Here is a 19,781-nt window from a genome sequence, read left to right on the forward strand (position 1 = left end):
AACCGTCCGTCCCCGCGAGCATCCCGACCCGGTATGCCCCGATATCGGGGTGTTCGGGGGCGGAGGGTTCTAGGCTGTCGGCCGTGACGTCCGAGCAGGTGGTCGACGGGCGCTTCGAGCTGCGCGAGCGGCTCGGCAGCGGCGGGATGGGCACGGTCTGGCGCGCGTTCGATCTCGCGCTGGAGCGCGACGTCGCGCTGAAAGAGGTGCGGCTCGCCGGAACCGACCCGGCCGTCGCGCGCAAGACCCGCGAACGGGTCATGCGCGAGGCCCGCGCCCTCGCCCGCATCGACCACCCGAACGTCGTGACCGTCCACCACATCGTCGACCCGCCCGGCGCGCCCCACCCCTGGCTGGTGATGGAACTCGTGCGCGGCCGGACCCTGCAGGACCGGCTCGCGTCCGGACCGCTGCCGCCCGCCGAGGCGGCCGCGGTCGGCCGCGGCGTCCTGGCCGCGCTGCGGGCCGCCCACGACGCCGGGATCCGGCACCGCGACGTCAAGCCCGCGAACGTCCTGCTGCGCCCCGACGGGACGCCCGTCCTCACCGACTTCGGCATCGCGGCGCTGGAGGACGCGTCCCGCGTCACCGCCACCGGCGGCCTCGTCGGCTCCCCCGAGTACATCGCCCCCGAACGGCTCCACGGCCGGGAAGGCGACCCCGCCTCCGACCTGTGGTCGCTGGGCGTCCTGCTGTACGCGGCCGTGGAGGGCGCCAACCCGCTGCGCCGCCCCACCGCCGCCGCGACCCTCGCCGCCGTCATGGCGGCCCCGATCCCGCCGCCCCGCCGCGCGGGTCCCCTGGCGCCCGTGCTCGGGGCGCTTCTGGTGCGCGACCCGGCCGCCCGTCCCACCGCCGCGCACCTCGACCGCATGCTCGCGCAGGCCGCCGGCGACCAGGCCCCGCCGCCCGCCCACGCCGCGCCCGCCCACGCCGAGCCCGCCACCGGCACTCGCCCGGCGCCGCCGCGGGCCACCGGCGGCACCCGGCTGGTCGCGGGCGTCGCCGCGGTCGCGGTGACCACGGCCGTGGCGGTCATCGCGATGCTCGCCATCGCCCTCCCGGCGATCCTGGACGGCTCCGGGGCACCGGCCGCGGGGACCGGCGAACGCACCGCGCCCACGCGCGCGAACGAGGCCGGAGCCGGAGGCGACGAACCCGCCGAGACCCCCGGGCCCGAGACGCTGCTGACCCCCGCGGCGATCGGCGAGGCGATCGCGAAGTTCGAGGCGGCGTCCGGCGGCACGAAGTTCGCCCAGCTCACCGTCTACCCGGACCGCGCGTCCGCCGACGCCCCCGCCGCCGGACGCCGCGCCGCCTTCGACAACTACACCTACGAGAAGGGCGCGGACGCCGCCGTCCGCAGCCGCCCCAGCGTCGCCATCACGACCGGCGACGCCGTGGTCGACCTCAAGACCTTCGCCTGGGAAGCCCTCCCCGCGCTGATGAGCCGAGCCGAGCGGACGCTGAAGGTGCCGGAGCCGACGAACAGGTACGTGATCGTGAGAGCGGCCTGGGCGTTCAACGGCGACGCCCCGACCATGTTCGTCTACCTCGCCGACGAGTACGGCGGCGGCTACCTGGCCGTGAACACCGAAGGCAAGGTCGTCCGCACCGCCCCCGCCGACTCCTGAACACCGCGCGACGATGAGTCCGGGACGCGCGGACGGTCGAACCGATGACCGCGACCCGAAGGAGCCCGCGTGACGACGTCCGCCCACCTGCGCAAAACCGCCCTGTCCCTGCCGGAGACCGGCGAGGAGCGCACCGGCTCCGGCACGACCGCGTTCGTCGTGCACGGCAAGCGCTTCGCATCGACCGGCGACCACGGCGAAGCGCGCCTGCACCTCCCCCCGGCCGAGGCCGACGCGTTCCTCGCCGCGTTCCCGGGAGCCGGGCGGCTGTCGGACCGGGGAAGGGCGGCCGGCGTCCGCGTCCCGCTCGCCGACATCGACGGGCAGCGACTCAACCACTGGGTCCGCCGTGCCTGGCTGTCCCGGGCGCCCAAGCGCCTCGTGGCGCAGGCCGTCGCCGCGGACACCGCGACGGCCGGCGACGTCGGCGACCTGCCCAAGGCCATCGGACGGCCCGCCACCCGCGCCCTCACCGCCGCCGGCATCACCACGCTCGCCCAGGTCGCCGACCTCACCGAAGCCGAACTGCGAGCGATGCACGGCATCGGCCCGAAGGCCGTGGACGTCCTCCGCGAGACGCTCGCCGCCGACGGGCGCACGTTCGGCGAACCGCGCTAGCGACGGCCGCCCCCACCGGGCGGTCGCCGCGGACGGCGCCGCCCGCGCCGATAGCATCGCGGCATGCGCATGCTCGTCGTGGACGCCTTCACCGACCGCCCCTTCGTCGGGAACCCCGCGGCCGTCTGCCTGCTCGACGGGCCCGCCGAGCCCGGCTGGATGCAGCGGGTGGCGGCCGAGATGAAGCACTCCGAGACCGCGTTCGTCCGTCCGATCGAGGCGCCCGACGCCGACTTCGAACTCCGCTGGTTCACCCCGGCCGCGGAAGTCGACCTGTGCGGGCACGCCACCCTGGCGACCGCGCACGCGCTGTTCGAGACCGGGACGGCCGCCGCGCGGCCGATCCGGTTCCGGACCCTGCACTCGGGCGTCCTGACGGTGACGCGCGGCCACGACGGCGGCCTGCGCATGGACTTCCCGGCATGCCCCACCACCGAGACCGGACCGCCGGACGGCCTGGCCGGCATGCTGGGCGCCCGGCCGCTCCGGGTGGGCCGCACGTCCCTGGGCGACCTGCTGGTGGAGGTCGCCGACGAGGCCGCCGTCCGCGGCCTCGCCCCCGACACCGGAGCCCTCGCCCGCCTGGACGTCCGCGGCGTCATCGTCACGGCCGCCGCCGACGAGGGCCGGGAGTACGCGTTCGTCTCCCGCTTCTTCGCCGCCGACCTGCTGCCCGGCGACCACGAGGATCCGGTGACCGGCTCCGCCCACTGCGCCCTCGGCCCCTACTGGGGCGAGCGCCTCGGCCGCACCGAGCTGGTCGGCTACCAGGCGTCCGCCCGCGGCGGGCTCGTCGGCGTCACGCTCCGGGACGACCGCGTCGAGCTCGCCGGCCGAGCGTTCACCGTCCTCGACGGCGAACTCCGCACCTGAACCCCGACGCGCTCGCGTCCGTCCGGCGGTCACACCGGGTCCGGCAGGTCCATGAGCGCGAGCTTCGCCGGGTCGACCACGGCGACGATCTCGGTGATCCGGCCGCCGGAGACGGTGAAGACCAGCAGGGAGAGCGGGGTGCCGTCCTCGCTCCAGGAGATGACGCCGGGACGGCCGTCGACCGTCGCCGCACGTCCCCGCGCCGCGCCCCCGGCCACTCGCGCGCGGGAGGCGACGTCGGTGGCGCCGAGCGTGACGAACCGTCCGTCCGGGGTGTGGACGGTGAACCTCACCTCGGGGTCGAGGACCTGCAGCAACCGCTCGCACCGACCGTCGCGGGCCGCGGCCAGGAAGGCTTGCACCACCTCGCGTCGTCCCCCGCCGTCCCCCGACGCCTGGGCGGCCTGCGCCTTCCTGCGGGCGCGGCCCCTTCTACACCGACGCGGAACGCGCGGCCCTGGCGCTGGCCGAGGCCGCCACCCGGCTGCAGGACGGCGCCGAGGGCGTCACCGACGCGATCTGGGACGAGGCCGGCGCCCATTTCACCGAGGAGCAGATCGGCGCGATCAACCTGGAGATCGCGCTGACGAACTTCTTCAACCGGATCAACCGCACCATCAAGGAACCGGCCGGACAGACCTGGGGCTGAGCCCGGCTGCCCGTCCCGAGGGTCACCCGGTGGACGGGACGCCGGCCGGGACGGGCCGGTAGCACAGGCGGACGACGCCCGAAGGGAACGTCGTGGTGCTCACCAGGTCCAGCCGCACGGGGCCGATCCCGTCGAAGATCCGCGGGCCCGTCGCCCACAGGTAAGGGCTGACGTTGAACCACAGCTCGTCGACGAGATCGCGGGCGAGGAGCTCGCGCGCCAGTTCCCCGGCACAGGGAACGATCAGGTTGCCGTGGTGCTCGTCCTTGAGCCGGCTCACGCTCTCGGCGAGGTCGCCGTCCAGCAGGGTGGCGTTCCAGCCCAGCGGTCCGGTCGCCGACCGGGACGCGACGTACTTGGGCATGCCGTTCATCCGGGCCGCGTACGCCTCGAAGCCGGGGACGTTGGCGAGCCCGGGCCAGACGGCGGCCAGCCCTTCGTAGGCCGTGCGGCCGACGACCATGGCGTCGGCCGCCAGCCACATCTCCAGCCCGGCCTGCATGCTGCCGGGATCGGTGACCAGCCACCCCTGCGGCTCGGCCGCCGGTGCCTCGAAAGCGCCGTTGACGGTCACGGCGACGTTGATGATCAGTCGTCCCATGGGGGCTCCTCATGTCGGGTGTTGCACCGGGATGTCGTGCCGGGCGGTCGCTACGCACCGGCGGCCAGCACCGCAGCGAGCTTGTCGAGGCTCTGGCCGAAACCGATCTCGATGCCGGCGATGGAATCGGCGGACTCGACGGTGCTGTCGGCGAGCCGCCACCGGGCCTCCAAACGCGTGCCCGTGCCGACGGGCCGCAGCTCGTAGGCGATGTGCGCGGTGAAGGCGAAGCCGCCGCCGGGAAGCAGCGGGGACAAGCGGTAGGCGAGGCGCTCCCCGGGCCGCACGTCCTCGACGACCCCTTCGGCCCGTCCGACGGCCGCGTCCGAGCCGTCGGCGTCCTCGAGGTCGCGGTACTCGAGGACGATCCGCCCGCCCGGCCGCGCCTCGAAGACGAGCTCGGAAACGCGCAGTCCGTCGGGCGCCCACCAGCGGGCCAGCAGGGATTCCTCGGTCAGGTGCCGCCAGACCGGCTCGCCGGGGGCCTCCAGCGACCGGACGAACCGGAACGACCGGCCGTCGGCCCACCGGTCCGCCTCCGCGGCGCGCCGCTCCGCGTCGAGGCCGGCGCCGTAGCGGTCGAAGGTCTCGTTGGGGCCGCCGGCCCGGTCCGCGGTGTCCGCGAGCCGGGTCAGCGCGACCGCCAGGTCCCGCAGCGGGCCGGGCCGCAGCGCGTAGACGCGGCGCTGCCCGGAGCGCTGGGAGGTGACGACGCCGGCGCGTTCGAGCGTCTGCAGGTGCTTGGTCGTCTGCGGCTGCCGCGCCTCGGCGAGCCGGGCCAGGACGCCGACGGACCGGGGCCGCTCGGCCAGCAGGCTCACGAGCCGCCAGCGAGCCGGATCCGCCAGCGCGGCGAGAAGCGGTGCGTCCATGGGGCGAAGTATTCTCCATAGAGAATATTCTTGTCAACGAATACTTCGGGATGCCATCGGCCACGGCCGTCTACTCGAAAACCTGTTGGCGGCCTGCGGCGACCACTGCTATCTTTCCGGAGGCCGTGCCAGAGAACGAGGAGGTGGTACCCGTGAACGCTGTATCGACATGGGTGCTCCCCTCCGGGGTCACGGTCGGGCGATAGGTCGTCCGGGAGCGCCGTTCATGAGCACTCCCCGAAAGGCACGACCATGCGCTTCACTTCCGAACGGCGCCTCGACGACGGCGTCCTCGAGCGCGAGTTCACCCTCGACGAGATCCCCGGCATCCTGTGGACCCCCGCGTCCGCGGCTGCCCCGGCCCCGCTGGTCCTGGTCGGCCACCCCGGCGGGCTGCGCGCGATGTACCCCCGGCTGGCCGCCCGTGCCCGGCGGTCCGCGGCCGACGGCTTCGCCGCGGCCGCCATCGAACTCCCCGGAGCCGGCGACCGGCCGCGCTTCGCCGCCGCGGAGCAGGCCCGCGCCGACCTGCGCGCAGCGCTCGAGGCCGGCGAACCGGTCGAGGACGAGCTCGTCGACCGGCTCGTCCTCCCGCTGGTCGACAAGGCGGTCCCGGAATGGCGGGCCGCCCTGGACGCACTCCTCGAACTGCCCGAGATCGGCGGCCCCGTCGGGTTCTCGGGAGGAGTGATCAGCATCGGCGTCCGGCTCGCGGTCGTGGAGCCGCGCATAGCGGCCGCCGTCCTGTACGCGGGAAGCTTCGTGCCACGCGCCATCTTCGAGGAGGCGCGCCAGGTCACCATCCCCCTGCACGTCCTCCTGCAGTGGGACGACGAAGGCAACGACCGGCAGGTGGCCCTTGACCTGTTCGACGCCCTCGGCTCCAAGGAGAAGACGCTGCACGCCAACATGGGCGGCCACACCGGCGTCCCGCAGTTCGCAGGGGAAGCCGCCGCCCAGTTCTTCACCCGGCACCTGGGTTAGAGCCTGCGCCGACGCGAGATGAGCGGCGGCGTGCCCATGCCCCGGACGCGGCGAGGTCTCCGGTAAAGCGGTCATCGACCGACAAGACCGACACCGGAGCCCTCGTCCCCTCTCCCTGCTCAACCCGTGGGGGCTGTCTCGCAGGACTGCCTTGTGCGGCTACCCGCCGGGTAGCCGCACAAGGCAGAACGGTTCAGTTGCCAGGGGTCGTGGTCGCTAGTGCCGGGGCCTGGGGTGAGGCGCCCTCACCGGACCGGTCGGGCTACCGCCTCCACTGCTGCGCGGGGGCCACGCCGGGGAGGGGCTTGCCGATGAGGGCGAGGGGGATGAAGAAGCCGACCTGGCCGATCGCCATAGTGAGCGTGGCGAGGGCCTTGTCGTCGTAGTGCGCGGACGCCTGCGCGTACAACTCGTCGGAGACGCGCTCGCCGTGCGGGTCGGGGGTGAGGACGGCCTCGACCAGCGCCAGCGCGGCCCGCTCGGCGCCGGTGAAGTACGGCGCGTCCCGCCAGGACGCCACGGCGGTGATCCGCTCCTCGGCCTGCCCGGCCTTGCGGAGGTTGCCGGTGTGCAGGACGGTCAGGTAGGTGTTCCCGACGATCTGCCCGGCGCGCAGCTGCACCAGGCTGATGGTCGCCTGCGGGACCGAGTCGTTGCCGACGGCCCTGAACAGAGCCTGGCCGATCTCGCCCAGCTCGGGGACGAGCACGGCGGGGTTGGGCAGTCGGGACTCGGTCGCGGCATTGGCGGTGGTCATGGTGCGGTCCCTTTCGATCTTCGGTGATGCGGTGCCGGTATGACGGACGGCAGGGTTCGGATGTGACCGGTGGGCGGCACCGGTTCGCGGTCGGGTCACCGCTCGGGGACGGCCGCCTGCGCGGCCGCCGGCTCGGGCGCGGCCGTCGGCCGGTCGCGACGGCCGGGGCGTGGTCGCATGAGCAGGACGGCGGTCAGGACGGCGGCCAGGTAGAACGCGGCCGCGCCGAGCAGCCCGGCGGTGTAGCCGTGGGTGAGCGCCTCGGGGAGCGGCGTCCCGGCGGGCCGGCCCGCGGTGGCGTTGACGGCGACGCTGGCCAGGGCCGCCAGGCCGAGGGCGCCGCCCACCTGCTGGCTGGTGTTGATGAGCCCGGATGCGATCCCCGCGTCCTCGGGGGCGACGTCCCGCACGCCGCCGATCGTGGCCGCCACGAACCCGATGCCCAGGCCGATGCCCGCGACCAGCTGGGCGGGCAGCAGCACGGCCAGGGCGTTCTGGTCCGGGGTGAGCATGCTGAACCAGACCATCGCGGCGGCGGCCACCCCCATCCCGCCGGCCAGGACGACGCGGGGCGAGGTGCGGGCCTGCAGCTGCGGGCCGATGGCGCCGGAGCCGATGCCGATGCCGATCGCGAACGGCAGGTAGGCCAGCCCGGTGACCATGGGCGAGTAGTCCTTGATCGACTGCATGTAGAGGGTGAGGAAGTAGAAGGTGGCCAGCTGGCCCGCGCCCATCAGCAGCATGACCAGGTTGGCGCCGAGCCGGCCGCGGTCGGCCAGCACGCCGGCCGGGAGCATCGGTGCGCGCACCCTGCGCTGGATCGCGGCGAACGCGATCCCCAGCACCAGCGCGATCGCGCCGAACGCCAGGGTCAGCCCGTCGGTCGGGCCGTCGGACCCCGCCCGGTTGATCGCGTACACCAGGGAGCCCAGCGCGAGGGTGACGGTGACCGCCCCGGGCAGGTCGATGCCGCCGCGCTCGCGGGTGCCGGGGACCAGGGCGAGCGTTCCCACCAGCACCGCCAGCGCGATGGGGACGTTGATGAACATGATCCAGCGCCAGCCCAGGTACTCGGTCAGCGCGCCGCCCAGCAGCAGGCCGACCACCGAGCCCAGGCCGCCCATCGCCCCGTACACGCCCAGCGCCTTGTTGCGGCGGGGGCCCGCGGGGAAGGTGTCGGCGAGCAGCGACAGCGCGGCCGGCGCGATGACGGCGCCGCCCACGCCCTGCAGCACGCGCGCGGCGATCAGTGTGGCGCCGTCCTGGGCGACCCCGCCCAGCAGGGAGGCCAGCAGGAACACCACCAGCCCGGCCCGGAACAGTCGGCGCCGTCCGAACAGGTCACCGGCGCGGCCGCCGGCGAGCAGCATCCCGCCGAACGCCAGCGCGTACGACGTCAGGACCCAGTCCAGATCGGCCGGTGCGATGCCCAGGCCGGAGCCGATGACGGGCAGGCCGACGGTGACGATGGTGCCGTCCATCACGATCAGCAGCTGCGCCGCCGCGATCACCAGCAGCGCCAGGCCGGTCTTCTCCCGCGCGGGACGGGTTCGAATTCGCGAGGTCATCGGGATCTCCTCAGTGAGCGGCGGCGCGGTGGACGGCGGCGGCCAGCCGGTCGTGTTCGGGGTAGGACCAGTTGAAGGAGAAGCGGCGGCGGGTGTAGCCGAAGGCGATGCCGCTACGGGGGTCGGCGAATGCCTCCGAGCCCGCCGAGCCGCCGTGCCCGAACGCCTCGGCGCTCAAGAACGGGTAGCGCAGGCCCTTGGCCTGGAAGCCCAACGCGTACTGGCCCTGCGGGCCGACGACCAGGTCACCGCCGACCGAGTGGAGCATGGCGAACCCGCCGAGGGTGTCGGGCTTGAGCAGCGGGGCGTGGCCGTCCAGCCCGCACACCGCCGCCGCGTACATGGCGGCCAGCCCCCGCGCGCTGCCCACACCGCCCGCCGACGCCTGGCCGAGCGCCCGCACCCGCCGGGTGTTGATGAACGCGACCTGGTCCAGCGGCGGGGTGGAGTTCAGGCCGTACCCGATCCCGGTGATGCTGTGCGGGCCCGGGACGTTCGCCCAGAACGCGGCGAGCTCCTCCGGGGTCGCCAGGCCCGGCAGCACCTCCCGGTACCGGTCCTCCAGCGTCTTCGGCAGCCCGAGGTGGACGTCCAGCCCGTGGGGCGCGCGGACCCGCTCCTCGAACACCTCCTGCAGGGAGCGGCCGGTGACCCGGCGGACCACCTCGCCCACGATCGCGAACGAGACGAACCCGCCGTAGCCGTAGGCGGTGCCCGGCCGCCAGTACGGACGCTGCCCGGCCAGCCTCTCGGCGATCACCCGGTCGTCGGCGAGCTCGTCCGCCGTCAGCCCGCCGTCGACACCGATCACCCCGGACCGGTGCGACAGCACCTCCCGCAACGTGATTCCGCCCTTCCCGGCGGCGGCGAACTCCGGCCAGCACCCGGCCACGGGCTCGTCCAGGTCGAGGACGCCGTCCTGCACCAGCAGCGCCACCACCAGCGTCGCCGCGCCCTTGGTCGAGGAGTACACCCCGGTCAGGGTGTCGCCGGTGACCCCGTCCCCGGCCCACAGATCCACCACCCGGCGGCCGTGCACGTACGCCGCCAGCTGTGCCCCGGACTCGCCGTCCTCGGCGGCCACCGCGGCGGCGAACTCCTCGCGCACCGCCTCGTAACCGTCGGCCACCGTCCCGCAGATCTCGAACTCGCTCATCGTTTGCTCCGTTCGTCGTTGATCGCAGCCATGACGAACGGGTCGCGGCGAATGTGACCGGCCGCGTGCGTCACATCGGCCGCGTGCGGTTCGTCAACGTCGTGAGTACCGGCGCCGGCAGGCGATGATGAGAGGCGATCATGGACGAGCGCGACTTCCTTGCCGAACGATTCGAAGAGCACCGAACGCACCTCAAGTCGGTGGCCTACCGGATGCTCGGCTCCCTGACCGAGGCCGACGACGCCGTCCAGGAGGCGTGGCTGCGGCTCGCCCGCTCCGAGACCGGCCAGATCGGCAACCTCGGCGGATGGCTGACCACCGTCGTCGGCCGGATCTGCCTGGACATGCTGCGCTCCCGCACGCACCGCGGCGAGACCCCGCTGGAGGCCCGCCTGCCGGACCCGATCGTGAGCGAACCGGCCGCCGACCCCGAGCAGCAGGCGCTGATCGCCGACTCGGTCGGGCTGGCGCTGCTGGTGGTGCTGGAATCGCTGACCCCGCCCGAACGGCTGGCCTTCGTCCTGCACGACATGTTCGGCCTCCCGTTCGAGGAGATCGCCCCGATCATCGACCGCACCCCGGCCGCGGCCCGCAAACTCGCCAGCCGCGCCCGCCGCCGCGTCCAGGGCACCGCACCCGAGCCCGAACCCGACCCGGCCGCCCAGCGCCGCGTCGTCGACGCCTTCCTCGCCGCCGCACGCGGCGGCGACTTCGACGCGCTGGTGGCCGTCCTGGACCCCGATGTCGTGCTGCGCGCCGACGGCGGCGCGGCCCTGCCCGGCGGCATGCGGGTCCTGCGCGGCCGCGAGGCGGTGGCCGGCCAGGCCGCCACCTTCCACCGCATGGCGACCCTGACCACCAGCCTCCCTGTGCTGGTCAACGGAACGGCCGGGCTGGTCAACACCCTCGACGGCGAACGGTTCTCGGTCATGAGCTTCACGGTCACCGACGACAAGATCACCGCGATCGAGATCCTGTCCGACCGCGACCGGCTGGCCGCCCTCGACCTCACCGGACTCGAACTCTGACCACGCCCCGCCGGCCGGAACCGAGGCCGGAGGAAACGAGGCATCCGCGCAACGCGGCGGATTTGAGTGCTGGACGAGGCCCTGACGACGGCGTCCGACCGGATCGATCACGACGGCCTGCTGGAAGCGCTCGGAGGGTTCCCCGCCAGGGAACTTGTTCGAGCGTGGCTGAAGGCCGGGGTCTTGAAACCGGACCAGGGGATTCCCGCCCACCTAGAAGGCCACGCCACAAGGCGGCGTGATCAGTGGATCTTGCGTTGGGCCGCGACACCCTTCCCGACCCCGAGCAGGCGGCGTCGGGTGTGAAGCTGTCGGCCCCGGGCGGCTTCCAGCGCGAAGGACCTGCACGGTGGCTGATGCCGCAGCTCGCGGCGTCCCAGCATCACCTCGCCGCCCCCCCGAAGAGGCATCAGGTTGTGGCTGGGTCTTCGGGGGAAGCGGCGGGGGTTTTGCCGTCTCGGTCATCTCCGTCGGCGAGAGCGGCGCGGTCCTGGTCCTCCTTCTTCAGGGACGCTTCGGCTCGGACGGCGCGTTCGCGTTGTGCCGAGGCGTCGGCGCGGGCGGCCGCCAAGTCGGTCTCGAGTCGGTCGCAGAGGGCCTGGCGGGCGGCGAGCGCGCTCTGCGCGGCGGCCGCCTCATCGGCCGCCTTCGCGGCCGCGGCTTGAAGGGATTGCTGGCGGAGTTCCAGGGCGTCGACTCGAGCACCGGCCTCACGCCCGTGGCGTAGGGCGTCCTCGCGGGCCTGCTCGGCGGCGTCGGCCCTTGCCTGCTGGGCACGGGTTTCGCTCTGCGCGGCGACCAGAGCCTCTCGGACGTTCGCCAGTGCCGCGGCGCTGTGCGTCAACTCGGTCTGGAGAGTTTGCGAGCGCTCGGTCTGGGCTTGTGCGGCGGCCTCGAACCGGGCGCGCTCCTGCTGGTGGGCGTCGCGGGCGTCCCGCAGTTCGGCGGCCTTGGCGTCGCGGGCGGTCTCGGCGGCGGCTTGCGCGTCCCGTGCGGCGTCGAGCGCGACGCGGTGCGCCGCGATCGCCTCGGCGGTGTCGACGCGGACCTGCTCCAGGGCCGCGCGGTCGCGGGCGGCGGCCTGCTCGGCGGCCCGCTGCGCGGCGCGGGCCGTCTCGGCGGCGGCGACCGCTTCCTCCCGCGCTTTGTCGGCCGCCAGGGCGCGGGCTTCGGCGTCGGCCTCCGCCTGCCGGGCCGCCGTCGCCTCCGCTTCCGCGCGCCGAACCCGCGCCAGAGCCCCGTCCTGTGCCTTGGCGAGAAACTCCTGGAGGCGGCTCAACTGGTCTTGCAGGACGCCGATGGCCGTGGGCACCTGCTGCGCGAGCGCCTCGGCCTGGCGGAGCGGTTCGTCCACCGCGGCCGCGTCGGCCGCACGGCGGTCCCGGCTGGCCTGATCGGCATGTGCCTTGCTGCAGTACTTCGGGGGCCGGCCGCGGCCGTGCGCGGGGAGCGGCTCGGTGCAGCCCGCCAGTGCGCACTCCCCCGCCGACGCCCGCACCGGCGTCTCGGCGGCTCCTCCGCCGGGCTCAGGGACGAACCCCACACCCGGGCCGTCGTTCATGACCGAAGCCCCGGACGGCGACTCGAGGCCGTCGCTCTCCACCGCCGCTCTGGGCACCGGTGGGGCACTGCTCACAGAGGCTTCCGGTTCGGCGCCCACGAACTCGTCGACGGCCTTGTCACCGCTGCTATCGCTGCTCACCCGCGACACCTTAGCCCATTTTCGCTTCGCAACACGCTTAACGATTAACGCGACACGCTAAACGCGTAATAGTGAAACGATGGAGGCTCCGGGATAATGACGGTTATCCTGGTGTGCATGATCACGAGCGGCGAGCCACCCACGACCGACCTCCCGAGCGGCACCGGCGAGGCGGGGCCCGAACCGTTGGCGGGGGCGCCGCTCGAAGGCACGATGCTCGTTCCCGCCGCGGCGCCGCCCCCCGCCGCGGAATCGGCCGCGGGGCTCACGCCCGAGCCCATCGGTCAGGCCGTCGCGCTCCTGCCCGCGTTGCCGCCCGACGAGCCCGGCGACCGCTACGGTCTGCGCGCGTTGACCGCCGCGTGGCTGCGGAGCCAGAGCAGCGACGCGACCCGCCGCGCCTACTACCGGGACCTCGCCGTCTGGCTGGACTACTGCGCCCGCACCGGGCTCGACCCGTGCGCCGCGCGCCGCGCCGACATCGACGACTGGTCGGCGTCCATGACCGTCGAGGTCCGCGGCCGGACGCGCCCGCCGAGCGCCGCGACCCGGGCACGCCGACTCGCGGCCGTCTCGTCCTGGTACACGTATCTGCAGTCCAACGACGTCACCGAGCGGAACCCCACGGTGCTGGTCAAGCGGCCGACCAGCGCGCAGATCGCCGCGTCGGCGCGCAAAGCCCCGACCCTCAGCGTCACCGAGACCGCGCTGCTCCTCGACACCGCCGAGCGCCGCGCCGTCGACCAGGGGACCGAGGCCGCATGGCGCGACGCGGCCGTCACCGCCCTGCTGTTCTACACGGCGCTACGGGTATCGGCGTTCACCAGCGCGGATCTGACGGACCTCAGCACCGAAGCCGGGTACCGCGTGCTGTGGCACAGCGCCAAGGGCAAGGGGCCCGAGGGCCGCGACTATGTCCGGTTGGACGGTGAACTCTGCCGGGTGCTGGACGCGTACCTTTCCGTCCGCGCGGGCAGGCACGGCGGCTCGTGCCCGCCCGGGCCGCTGCTGGTCACCACCCCGCACCCCTTCGACCGGTCGAAGACCGGTGACAAGCGGCTGACCCAGCGCGACGTCACCAACATCCTGCGCAGGCAGGCCCGGCTCGCCGAGTTGCCGGCCGCGTCCAGGCTCAGCCCGCACAGCGGACGCCGAACCGTCATCACGACCCTGCTCGGCAACGACGTCCCGCTCGCCAAGGTGCAGGACCTCGCCGGCCACGCCGACCCGCGCACCACCCGCGGGTACGACGACACCAACCACAAGCTCGCCTCCTCCCCCGTCACCGACCTCACCCGCATCCTCGCCCGCCACCGCGACTCCTCCCCCACCACCGACGGCCGTTGATGGATGCGTCACCGACGCATACGAGGCGCCTTCGGCGTGATCGGGCCTGCGTGGCCTGGGGGCGATGAAATGGCCCCATGGGTCGGCAACCGGTCGGGATGGACGAGCTTGTCGAGCACTGGACGGCGCTGGAGGACGAGCTGGAGCTGCTGGTGACGGGCAAGCATGGGGGACGGCCGGAATAAGGTGGCGTCGAGCCGGGCGGCCGGGGAAGTCGACGACGGGCACGGCGGTGACTTCCGCAAAGCGGATGTGACACATAACGTTGCCGAGTCAATTGGGCGTCAAGCCCCGGCGCTCATGGCGCGGGGTTTGTCCTGAACCGGCGGCTGGTGTGCGCCGTCCTACCGTAGGTGGGTGCATTCTTTCGGGTTACGAGTAAACGCCGATCGGGTCGTCTCTGGGGAATCGCAAGTGGGATCTTTCTGGTCACCGCGGCAGCGGCGTTCGTCCTGGCGGCGAAGAACACGAAGGTGTTCGGTGGCGGCACCGATGGCCTGAGTGCGTTCATCGCGCTGATCTCACTCGGGGTCTCGACCTCGTCGGGAGTGCTGGCCTACCGGGCGCTGCGTCTGGGTGAGATCGACACCAAGGCCCGGGCCGACGACCTGTCCGGTCTGGTGCGGGAAAGGGAGGCCCAGCAGCTCGGGCAGCTGCTGGGCGATGACGCCCGCACGATCGATGTAGGGTTCGCCCTGACCGTCCAGCACGAGGTGGACGGCGCCGCCGACACCGGCACGCTCAACGATGTGGTCGGCTACTTTCTGGACCTTCGTCCGCAGCGGCTGGTCATCACTGGGGAGCCCGGGGCAGGCAAGACCGTCCTGGCGATCGAGCTGATCCTGGGACTGCTGGACGCGCGCAAACCCGACGAGCCGGTGCCGGTGCGGATCTCGGCCACCGCCTGGGACCCGGGGACAGGGCGGAAAGACCCCCGGACCGGCAAGCGGGACCTAGGGCCAGAACCGCAGGACCTGCTGGTCGACCACCTGATCCGGACGTTCGGATTGCGCTCGGCCACGGCCCGGGCACTGGTGCGCGACGCCATGGTGCTGCCGGTCATCGACGGGCTCGATGAGATGGACCGCACCGACCGGCCCGGCTACAACTCCGCCGCCGGCCGCACCCTGGACAAGCTCAACCGCTACCGGCACGGCCGCGACAAGGCTCCAGTGATCCTGACCTGCCGCACCGGCCAGTATCAGTCCCTGACCGGCGGCCAGGCCCAGGCCCGCGACGCCGTCCGCGTCGACCTGTCCCCCGTCACCGCCGACCAGGCCGCACGGTTCATCGCCTCCCACGCCGGTCCCGACCACGTCCCGCGCTGGAACCCCGTCCTGCACGCCCTCCAGCAGCCCGCCCACCCCCTGGCCCGAGCCCTGAACACCCCCTGGCGACTGACCCTGGCCGTCACCGTCTACCAGCAGCGATCGGCCGACACCGGCGACTACATTCGCGACCCCGCCGACCTCACCGGATACGACGATCCCGACGCCATCCACCACCACCTGCTGCAACAGTTCATCCCCGCTTCCGTCGCCAACACCACCCTCAACAACCGCAACCCCCACCGCTATCGGCCCGACCAGGTCCACACATGGCTGACCGTCCTGGCCCGCCACCTCGACACCAACACCGACATCGTCCTGCACGAACTCTGGCCCATCGCCGGAAACCGCCCCCGCATCCTCACCTCCCTCCTCGCCGTCCTCCTCACCGCTCTACCGATCACCACGATGCTGGCCATAGTCACCACAGACGGCTACTATCCAGCACCGACCGCCGCCTGGTGCGCCGTGATCTTCGCCTTGATCCCCGGGATCTTCGCCTGGGCACACCCGCGGCCCGCCCCCACACGCCTGGATCTGTCCCGGTTCAAAACTCGCTCCGGCCGCCGAAAAATCACCAAGTGGCTCGCGATCGGGTTTGTGGCAGGACCCGCGCTGGGGCTCGCGACCGTGCTCGCGGACGCGCTCACGGGCGGGCTCGTGCCCCTACTCATGGAGGCCTTCGAGGACTGGCGCACTGACGGGTTCGCGGACATGTTCCCGGAGTTCGCGAGCAGGCTCGCGCCCGTGCTCGCGGACTTCGCGAATGGACTCACGTACGGGCTCGCGGTCGCACTCACGGGTGGGCTCGCGGTCGCGCTCACGGTCGGGCTCACGTACGGGCTCGACCCCTCCGACACAAGCGCCAGGGCAGATTCCCGCGACCTTATCCGTCAAGACCTCACCAGATGGCTCACGGGTGGGCTGACGTTCGGGCTCATGTTCGGGCTCACGTACTGGCTCACAGGCGGGCTCGCCGACGACGGGCTCGTGTTCGGGCTCGCGATCGGCCTCATGTTCGGGCTCGCGGGCGGGCTCACAAGCGGGCTCACAGGTGGGCTCGCGGTCGCGCTCACGGGCGGGCTCACGTTCGGGCTGACGTTCGTCCTCGCCGACGACGAGCTCACAGAGGGGCTCACCGGCGGGCTCACGTACGGGCTCGCGTACGGGGCTATTATCTGGGCTTTCAGTGGGTTCACGGTAAGGCCCGCCGGACTTGCGTCAGCGCGTTATCTCATGCTTCTGATCTGCATGAAACGGCGTCTCCCCCTACGCCTCGGCCGCTTCCTGAACTGGTGCTACACCGATGCCGGACTGATCCGCACCGCGGGCATCGCCTACCAGTTCCGCCACCGCGAACTCCAAAATCACCTGCTATCAACACCGCCCGTACCGCCGCAACGGGTGACCCAACCCAGCCAATGACACCCCTGCCGGGGGGCCGGAACACGCCAAAAAGGGATCACGGCCTGACGGTTGATCGTTAGGGTGATCGGCGTCGAAATGGGGGCGGTAACGGCTGGGGTGTCCTACGAGGCAGCCCGGGCCCGGCAGATGGCCGGGACCGCGATGCGCAAGGCGGTGCGGTCCAAGGATAACCCGGCCGACCTGATCAACGTGGCGTTGGAGGAGTTGGTCCGTGCGCGGTGCGAGCCGCCGGCTACACCGCCTTGGACGCGATGAGTACCGCAGGCGCCACGCTGTCGAGTGCGGCACCAACGGCTCAAACGCGGCCCGCGTCAACGAATGGCTCTACATCGACGCCGCCCTCGACCAGCTGAAAGACCAGGGCTACCCGGTGCTGGAAGAGGACGTCGCGCGGCTGTCGCCGTTCGCCCGCCGCCACATCAACGTGAACGGCACCAACTCCCTCAGCCGGCCCGACCTCGGCCCCACCGGCGTCCGCGCGCTCCGCGACACCGACCAGCCCGACTGGGATGAAGACCAGTCGTAGTGCCTGCTCATGGATCCGCCGCCGGGTCGCCGGGAGGCAAGGGCTCTGGTCTTGTCGCCGGGATCCGGCGGTGGAGTGGACGGCGTCCTCCTCGTCCCCGCCGTCCGATGCCGCCAGGCCGCCGCTCGCCTCGACCTTCTCGTCCTCGGGTGTCTGAGAAGTCCCCGATGAGCTCCGGGGTGTGGTCGGGCTTGGCGGCGGGCCAGGCCGGCGGCCGGTGCACGCAGGTGAGGGGGTTCAGTTGTTCTTGAAGGGGTTGAGGGTGCGTCCTGCGAGGTAGCTCAGGCGGATGGGCAGGGGTTTCATGGCGGCGGCAGAGATCTTGTTGACGAGGCCGGGGATGCACACGGGTTTGCCGTTCTGGACGGCTTTCCAGCCTTCGGCCACGACGGCTTCGGGTTGCTGCCACAGGATGCGGGGGAGGTGGTTGGCTCTGTCGCGGGTGCCCATGACGTCGTGGAATTCGGTGTGGGTGAAGCCGGGGCACAGGGCGGTGACGTGGATGCCGTGCGGTTTGAGCTCCATGTCCAGGGCCTGGGAGGTGTTGAGGACGTAGGACTTGATGCCGGTGTAGAGCAGGCTGGCTGCGGGTGGTGCGAACGCGGCGACGGAGGACAGGTTGACGATGCGGCCCCAGCGGCGTTTCTTCATGCCGGGGATGACCAGGTGGGCGAGTTCGGTCTGGGCGGTCACCATCAGCTGGATCTCCCCGGCCAGGGTGTCCCAGGGGGTGTCGGCGAACGCGGTCTTGCCCGACAGGCCGGCGTTGTTGATGAGGACGTCGATGTCCAGGCCTTGGGCGTCCGCGTAGTCCATGATCGCCTTGGGGGCGGCGGGGTCGGTGAGGTCGGCGCCGAACACCTCATAGCGCCGCCCACCGTGCTGCCGGGTCAGTTCCGCGGCCAGCTCCTGGAGGCGGTCGGTGCGGCGGGCGACCAGCAGGAGCTGGCAGCCGCGGGCGGCGAGGTGGCGGGCGAACGTGGCGCCGATGCCGGCGGAGGCGCCGGTGATGAGCGCGGTGCGGGGGGTGGTCACTGTGGGGTTCCTTCGATCGCGTGGGGGGCGGTGATGGTGAGGGGGCCGCTGCCGGGGAGCCGGGTGATGAGGTCGGCGCCGAACAGGGTCGCGGGCGTGTGCGCGCCGGGGCGGGGCGCGGGCGCGGCGAGGAGGTCGGTGACGGCGGTGAGGGCGCCGTCGACGGTGAGCCGGTAGGGGTTGGCCGTGGTGATGCGGGCGGTGGCCCGCCGGCCGGCAGCGTCGGTGGTCTCGCCCCACACGTAGGCGGCGCTGGTGGCCCGTTCGTTCGCGTCGGGGCCCTTCACCGTCTTGTCGATCAGCTTGTGCGCGGCGGCGCGGACACCGGGACGGGCCAGCAGCCTGGTGAACCGCCTGCTGATCCGGGTGCCGCGGATCAGCAGGGAGGGCATCGGGAGGTAGACCTCGATGTTGGGGATCGCGGTGCTGTGGTGGGCGCTGTGAAGGTCGGCGGCGGGGAAGGCGAGCGCGGGTTTGGCGCCGTTGCCGAAGTCGATGCGGGCGGTGCGTCCGCCCAGCGGGGTCGGGGTGATCTGGCCGTCGATGCGGGCGCGGCCTCCGGCGGCCATCCCGTCCAGGATCGTTTTGACCGTCCCCGGGGACAGCGCCAGCGGCAGGTCGAATCCGAGCCGCAGACCGGTGGCATCGGGCATGGCTTGGTGGAGGGCGGCCGCGAGGCAGTCGGTGGGGATGACGTCGAAACCGACTCCGGGACAGACCACGACACCAGCGGCCCGAGCCTGGCCGTCGATCTCGCGGGCGTAGGCGAAGACGTCCATCTCGCCGGTGATGTCGAGGTAGTGGGTGCGGGTGCGCACACACGCGTCGATCATCGGGGCCGCCGTCACCGAGAACGGCCCGGCGCAGTGCAGCACCACGTCGATGCCGGACAGTTGCGCGTCGGCGTCACGCAGGTCGAAGATCTGGTACTCCAGGCCGAGGTCCTCGGCCAGCGGCTTGACCGCCGTGAGGTTCCGGCCGGCAAGGACTGGTTCCAGGCCTCTCTTGCGGGCCTCCCGGGCGATCAGCTCACCGGTATAGCCGTTGGCGCCGTACAGCAGCCACCTGGTCACTGGGCGACTTCCTTTCGGCCGGGCAGTTCACGCGGGCCCGGGGTGAAGCCGCGGCGGGCGGCGCCGACGTCACCGCGGTAGGCGCCGACGGGGCCGGTGAGCAGGAAGGGCAGCGGGACGCGGCGCTGACGTGCGGTGAATCCCCACGTCCCGATGCCCAGGTAGACGCCGGGTGCCGCGCGGCGGACCTCGTCGACCATGTTGATCGCCCCGCACATCGAGGCGTAGGCGCGATAGACCAGCGTGTAGGCGGGACGGCCGTCATAGCGCGACGGTGCGATGAGCGTGTGCATCGCATAGCGCTGCCGGATGCGGCCGAACTGGCGGAAGGTGTTGTAACCCCGCCCGGTCTGGCCGTCGACGGGCCGGAACGCCTTGCACAGCCACCGTGCCAGCGGATTCGACACCGTGCCGCGCCCGGTCACCGAGGCGAACACGCTGGGCTGGGCCAGCAGCCGGGCGGTGTACTCCCCGTCCATCTCCTCGATGGACGGGGCGGGCAACGTGGCGAAGAACGCCAGCAGCCCGGTCGTGTCCAGCCCGAGCAGCTCGGCAGCCGCGTGGTCGGTCTCCATGGAGGTCCCATCTCATGTCTTGAATGG

At 72.6% G+C, this 19,781-nt stretch carries 19 protein-coding genes; 8 read left to right on the forward strand and 11 right to left on the reverse strand.

The window, feature by feature from the left end:
* Positions 1 to 83 precede the first annotated feature (83 nt).
* From H505_RS0109535 to H505_RS0109545, 3 genes are all read left to right on the forward strand, one after another.
* The gene (locus H505_RS0109535; RefSeq protein ID WP_245592473.1) at positions 84 to 1,634 is read left to right on the forward strand and encodes a serine/threonine-protein kinase; all 1,551 of its coding nucleotides are present in this window, start codon (positions 84 to 86) and stop codon (positions 1,632 to 1,634) included.
* A gap of 69 nt (positions 1,635 to 1,703) precedes the next feature.
* Complete coding sequence (locus H505_RS0109540) at positions 1,704 to 2,252, forward strand: hypothetical protein (RefSeq protein WP_026401786.1); 549 nt, start codon at positions 1,704 to 1,706, stop codon at positions 2,250 to 2,252.
* Positions 2,253 to 2,315: 63 nt separating this feature from the next.
* Complete coding sequence (locus H505_RS0109545; RefSeq protein ID WP_026401787.1) at positions 2,316 to 3,125, forward strand: PhzF family phenazine biosynthesis protein; 810 nt, start codon at positions 2,316 to 2,318, stop codon at positions 3,123 to 3,125.
* A 29-nt stretch (positions 3,126 to 3,154) separates the two neighbouring features.
* On the opposite strand, the gene H505_RS40920 is transcribed toward H505_RS0109545, so the two are convergent.
* The 3 genes from H505_RS40920 to H505_RS0109565 form a co-directional block, all read right to left on the reverse strand.
* Positions 3,155 to 3,490, reverse strand: a complete 336-nt coding sequence (locus H505_RS40920) for a nuclear transport factor 2-like protein (protein WP_211238432.1) — start codon at positions 3,488 to 3,490, stop codon at positions 3,155 to 3,157.
* A gap of 306 nt (positions 3,491 to 3,796) precedes the next feature.
* Positions 3,797 to 4,375 (reverse strand): dihydrofolate reductase family protein, encoded by a 579-nt coding sequence (locus H505_RS0109560; protein WP_026401789.1) that lies wholly within the window; start codon positions 4,373 to 4,375, stop codon positions 3,797 to 3,799.
* A 50-nt stretch (positions 4,376 to 4,425) separates the two neighbouring features.
* Entirely contained in the window at positions 4,426 to 5,247 is an 822-nt protein-coding gene (locus H505_RS0109565) for a metalloregulator ArsR/SmtB family transcription factor (protein ID WP_026401790.1), read from the reverse strand.
* Between the two features lie 252 nt (positions 5,248 to 5,499).
* On the opposite strand from H505_RS0109565, the gene H505_RS0109570 reads away from it, so the two are divergent.
* Positions 5,500 to 6,231 (forward strand): hypothetical protein, encoded by a 732-nt coding sequence (locus tag H505_RS0109570; RefSeq protein WP_026401791.1) that lies wholly within the window; start codon positions 5,500 to 5,502, stop codon positions 6,229 to 6,231.
* A gap of 262 nt (positions 6,232 to 6,493) precedes the next feature.
* On the opposite strand, the gene H505_RS0109575 is transcribed toward H505_RS0109570, so the two are convergent.
* The 4 genes from H505_RS0109575 to H505_RS50555 form a co-directional block, all read right to left on the reverse strand.
* Positions 6,494 to 6,988 carry a carboxymuconolactone decarboxylase family protein gene (locus tag H505_RS0109575; RefSeq protein WP_026401792.1) on the reverse strand — a complete coding sequence of 165 codons (495 nt, stop codon included), beginning with the start codon at positions 6,986 to 6,988 and terminating at the stop codon, positions 6,494 to 6,496.
* 95 nt (positions 6,989 to 7,083) lie between these two features.
* On the reverse strand, positions 7,084 to 8,556 hold the full coding sequence (locus H505_RS0109580; protein ID WP_026401793.1) for an MFS transporter: 1,473 nt from the start codon (positions 8,554 to 8,556) through the stop codon (positions 7,084 to 7,086).
* A 10-nt stretch (positions 8,557 to 8,566) separates the two neighbouring features.
* A complete protein-coding gene (locus H505_RS0109585; protein WP_026401794.1) occupies positions 8,567 to 9,712 on the reverse strand; it encodes an EstA family serine hydrolase in 1,146 nt (381 codons plus the stop codon).
* Complete coding sequence (locus H505_RS50555) at positions 9,709 to 9,894, reverse strand: hypothetical protein (protein ID WP_169528808.1); 186 nt, start codon at positions 9,892 to 9,894, stop codon at positions 9,709 to 9,711. The genes H505_RS0109585 and H505_RS50555 overlap by 4 nt, the downstream gene beginning before the upstream one ends.
* On the opposite strand from H505_RS50555, the gene sigJ reads away from it, so the two are divergent.
* On the forward strand, positions 9,853 to 10,740 hold the full coding sequence (gene sigJ, locus H505_RS0109590; protein ID WP_026401795.1) for an RNA polymerase sigma factor SigJ: 888 nt from the start codon (positions 9,853 to 9,855) through the stop codon (positions 10,738 to 10,740). The two genes, H505_RS50555 and sigJ, sit on opposite strands and share 42 nt — an antisense overlap.
* Before the next feature lie 409 nt (positions 10,741 to 11,149).
* Here the strand turns inward: sigJ and H505_RS40925 are convergent, their stop codons facing one another.
* A complete protein-coding gene (locus H505_RS40925; protein ID WP_051300482.1) occupies positions 11,150 to 12,442 on the reverse strand; it encodes a hypothetical protein in 1,293 nt (430 codons plus the stop codon).
* Between the two features lie 117 nt (positions 12,443 to 12,559).
* Here H505_RS40925 and H505_RS0109605 point away from each other — a divergent pair, with 117 nt between their 5' ends.
* The 3 genes from H505_RS0109605 (at position 12,560) to H505_RS49765 (ending at position 17,071) form a co-directional block, all read left to right on the forward strand.
* Positions 12,560 to 13,789 (forward strand): tyrosine-type recombinase/integrase, encoded by a 1,230-nt coding sequence (locus tag H505_RS0109605; protein WP_169528812.1) that lies wholly within the window; start codon positions 12,560 to 12,562, stop codon positions 13,787 to 13,789.
* A gap of 473 nt (positions 13,790 to 14,262) precedes the next feature.
* Positions 14,263 to 16,542: an NACHT domain-containing protein gene (locus H505_RS0109615; RefSeq protein ID WP_026401798.1), complete on the forward strand. Its 2,280-nt coding sequence runs from the start codon at positions 14,263 to 14,265 to the stop codon at positions 16,540 to 16,542.
* 214 nt (positions 16,543 to 16,756) lie between these two features.
* A complete protein-coding gene (locus H505_RS49765) occupies positions 16,757 to 17,071 on the forward strand; it encodes a Tn3 family transposase (protein ID WP_157432951.1) in 315 nt (104 codons plus the stop codon).
* A 237-nt stretch (positions 17,072 to 17,308) separates the two neighbouring features.
* On the opposite strand, the gene H505_RS0109625 is transcribed toward H505_RS49765, so the two are convergent.
* Genes H505_RS0109625 through H505_RS0109635 form a run of 3 tightly spaced genes read right to left on the reverse strand, consistent with a single transcriptional unit; the run spans position 17,309 to position 19,754 of the window.
* Positions 17,309 to 18,106, reverse strand: a complete 798-nt coding sequence (locus H505_RS0109625; RefSeq protein ID WP_026401800.1) for an SDR family NAD(P)-dependent oxidoreductase — start codon at positions 18,104 to 18,106, stop codon at positions 17,309 to 17,311.
* A complete protein-coding gene (locus tag H505_RS0109630) occupies positions 18,103 to 19,179 on the reverse strand; it encodes a saccharopine dehydrogenase family protein (protein WP_026401801.1) in 1,077 nt (358 codons plus the stop codon). Before H505_RS0109630 ends, H505_RS0109625 begins: the two co-directional genes overlap by 4 nt.
* Positions 19,176 to 19,754, reverse strand: a complete 579-nt coding sequence (locus H505_RS0109635; protein ID WP_026401802.1) for a hypothetical protein — start codon at positions 19,752 to 19,754, stop codon at positions 19,176 to 19,178. The genes H505_RS0109630 and H505_RS0109635 overlap by 4 nt, the downstream gene beginning before the upstream one ends.
* Positions 19,755 to 19,781: the final 27 nt, after the last annotated feature.

This window comes from Actinomadura rifamycini DSM 43936 (assembly GCF_000425065.1).
Taxonomy (GTDB): domain Bacteria; phylum Actinomycetota; class Actinomycetes; order Streptosporangiales; family Streptosporangiaceae; genus Spirillospora; species Spirillospora rifamycini.

What these genes read in the sequence shown, in the direction of transcription:
- H505_RS0109575 (WP_026401792.1), bottom strand. Translation starts at nt 6,988, where the DNA reads ATGACCACCGCCAATGCCGCGACCGAGTCCCGACTGCCCAACCCCGCC.
- H505_RS0109545 (WP_026401787.1), top strand. Translation starts at nt 2,316, where the DNA reads ATGCGCATGCTCGTCGTGGACGCCTTCACCGACCGCCCCTTCGTCGGG.
- H505_RS0109580 (WP_026401793.1), bottom strand. Translation starts at nt 8,556, where the DNA reads ATGACCTCGCGAATTCGAACCCGTCCCGCGCGGGAGAAGACCGGCCTG.
- H505_RS0109635 (WP_026401802.1), bottom strand. Translation starts at nt 19,754, where the DNA reads ATGGAGACCGACCACGCGGCTGCCGAGCTGCTCGGGCTGGACACGACC.
- H505_RS0109605 (WP_169528812.1), top strand. Translation starts at nt 12,560, where the DNA reads ATGATCACGAGCGGCGAGCCACCCACGACCGACCTCCCGAGCGGCACC.
- H505_RS0109585 (WP_026401794.1), bottom strand. Translation starts at nt 9,712, where the DNA reads ATGAGCGAGTTCGAGATCTGCGGGACGGTGGCCGACGGTTACGAGGCG.
- H505_RS0109565 (WP_026401790.1), bottom strand. Translation starts at nt 5,247, where the DNA reads ATGGACGCACCGCTTCTCGCCGCGCTGGCGGATCCGGCTCGCTGGCGG.
- H505_RS0109570 (WP_026401791.1), top strand. Translation starts at nt 5,500, where the DNA reads ATGCGCTTCACTTCCGAACGGCGCCTCGACGACGGCGTCCTCGAGCGC.
- sigJ (WP_026401795.1), top strand. Translation starts at nt 9,853, where the DNA reads ATGGACGAGCGCGACTTCCTTGCCGAACGATTCGAAGAGCACCGAACG.
- H505_RS0109560 (WP_026401789.1), bottom strand. Translation starts at nt 4,375, where the DNA reads ATGGGACGACTGATCATCAACGTCGCCGTGACCGTCAACGGCGCTTTC.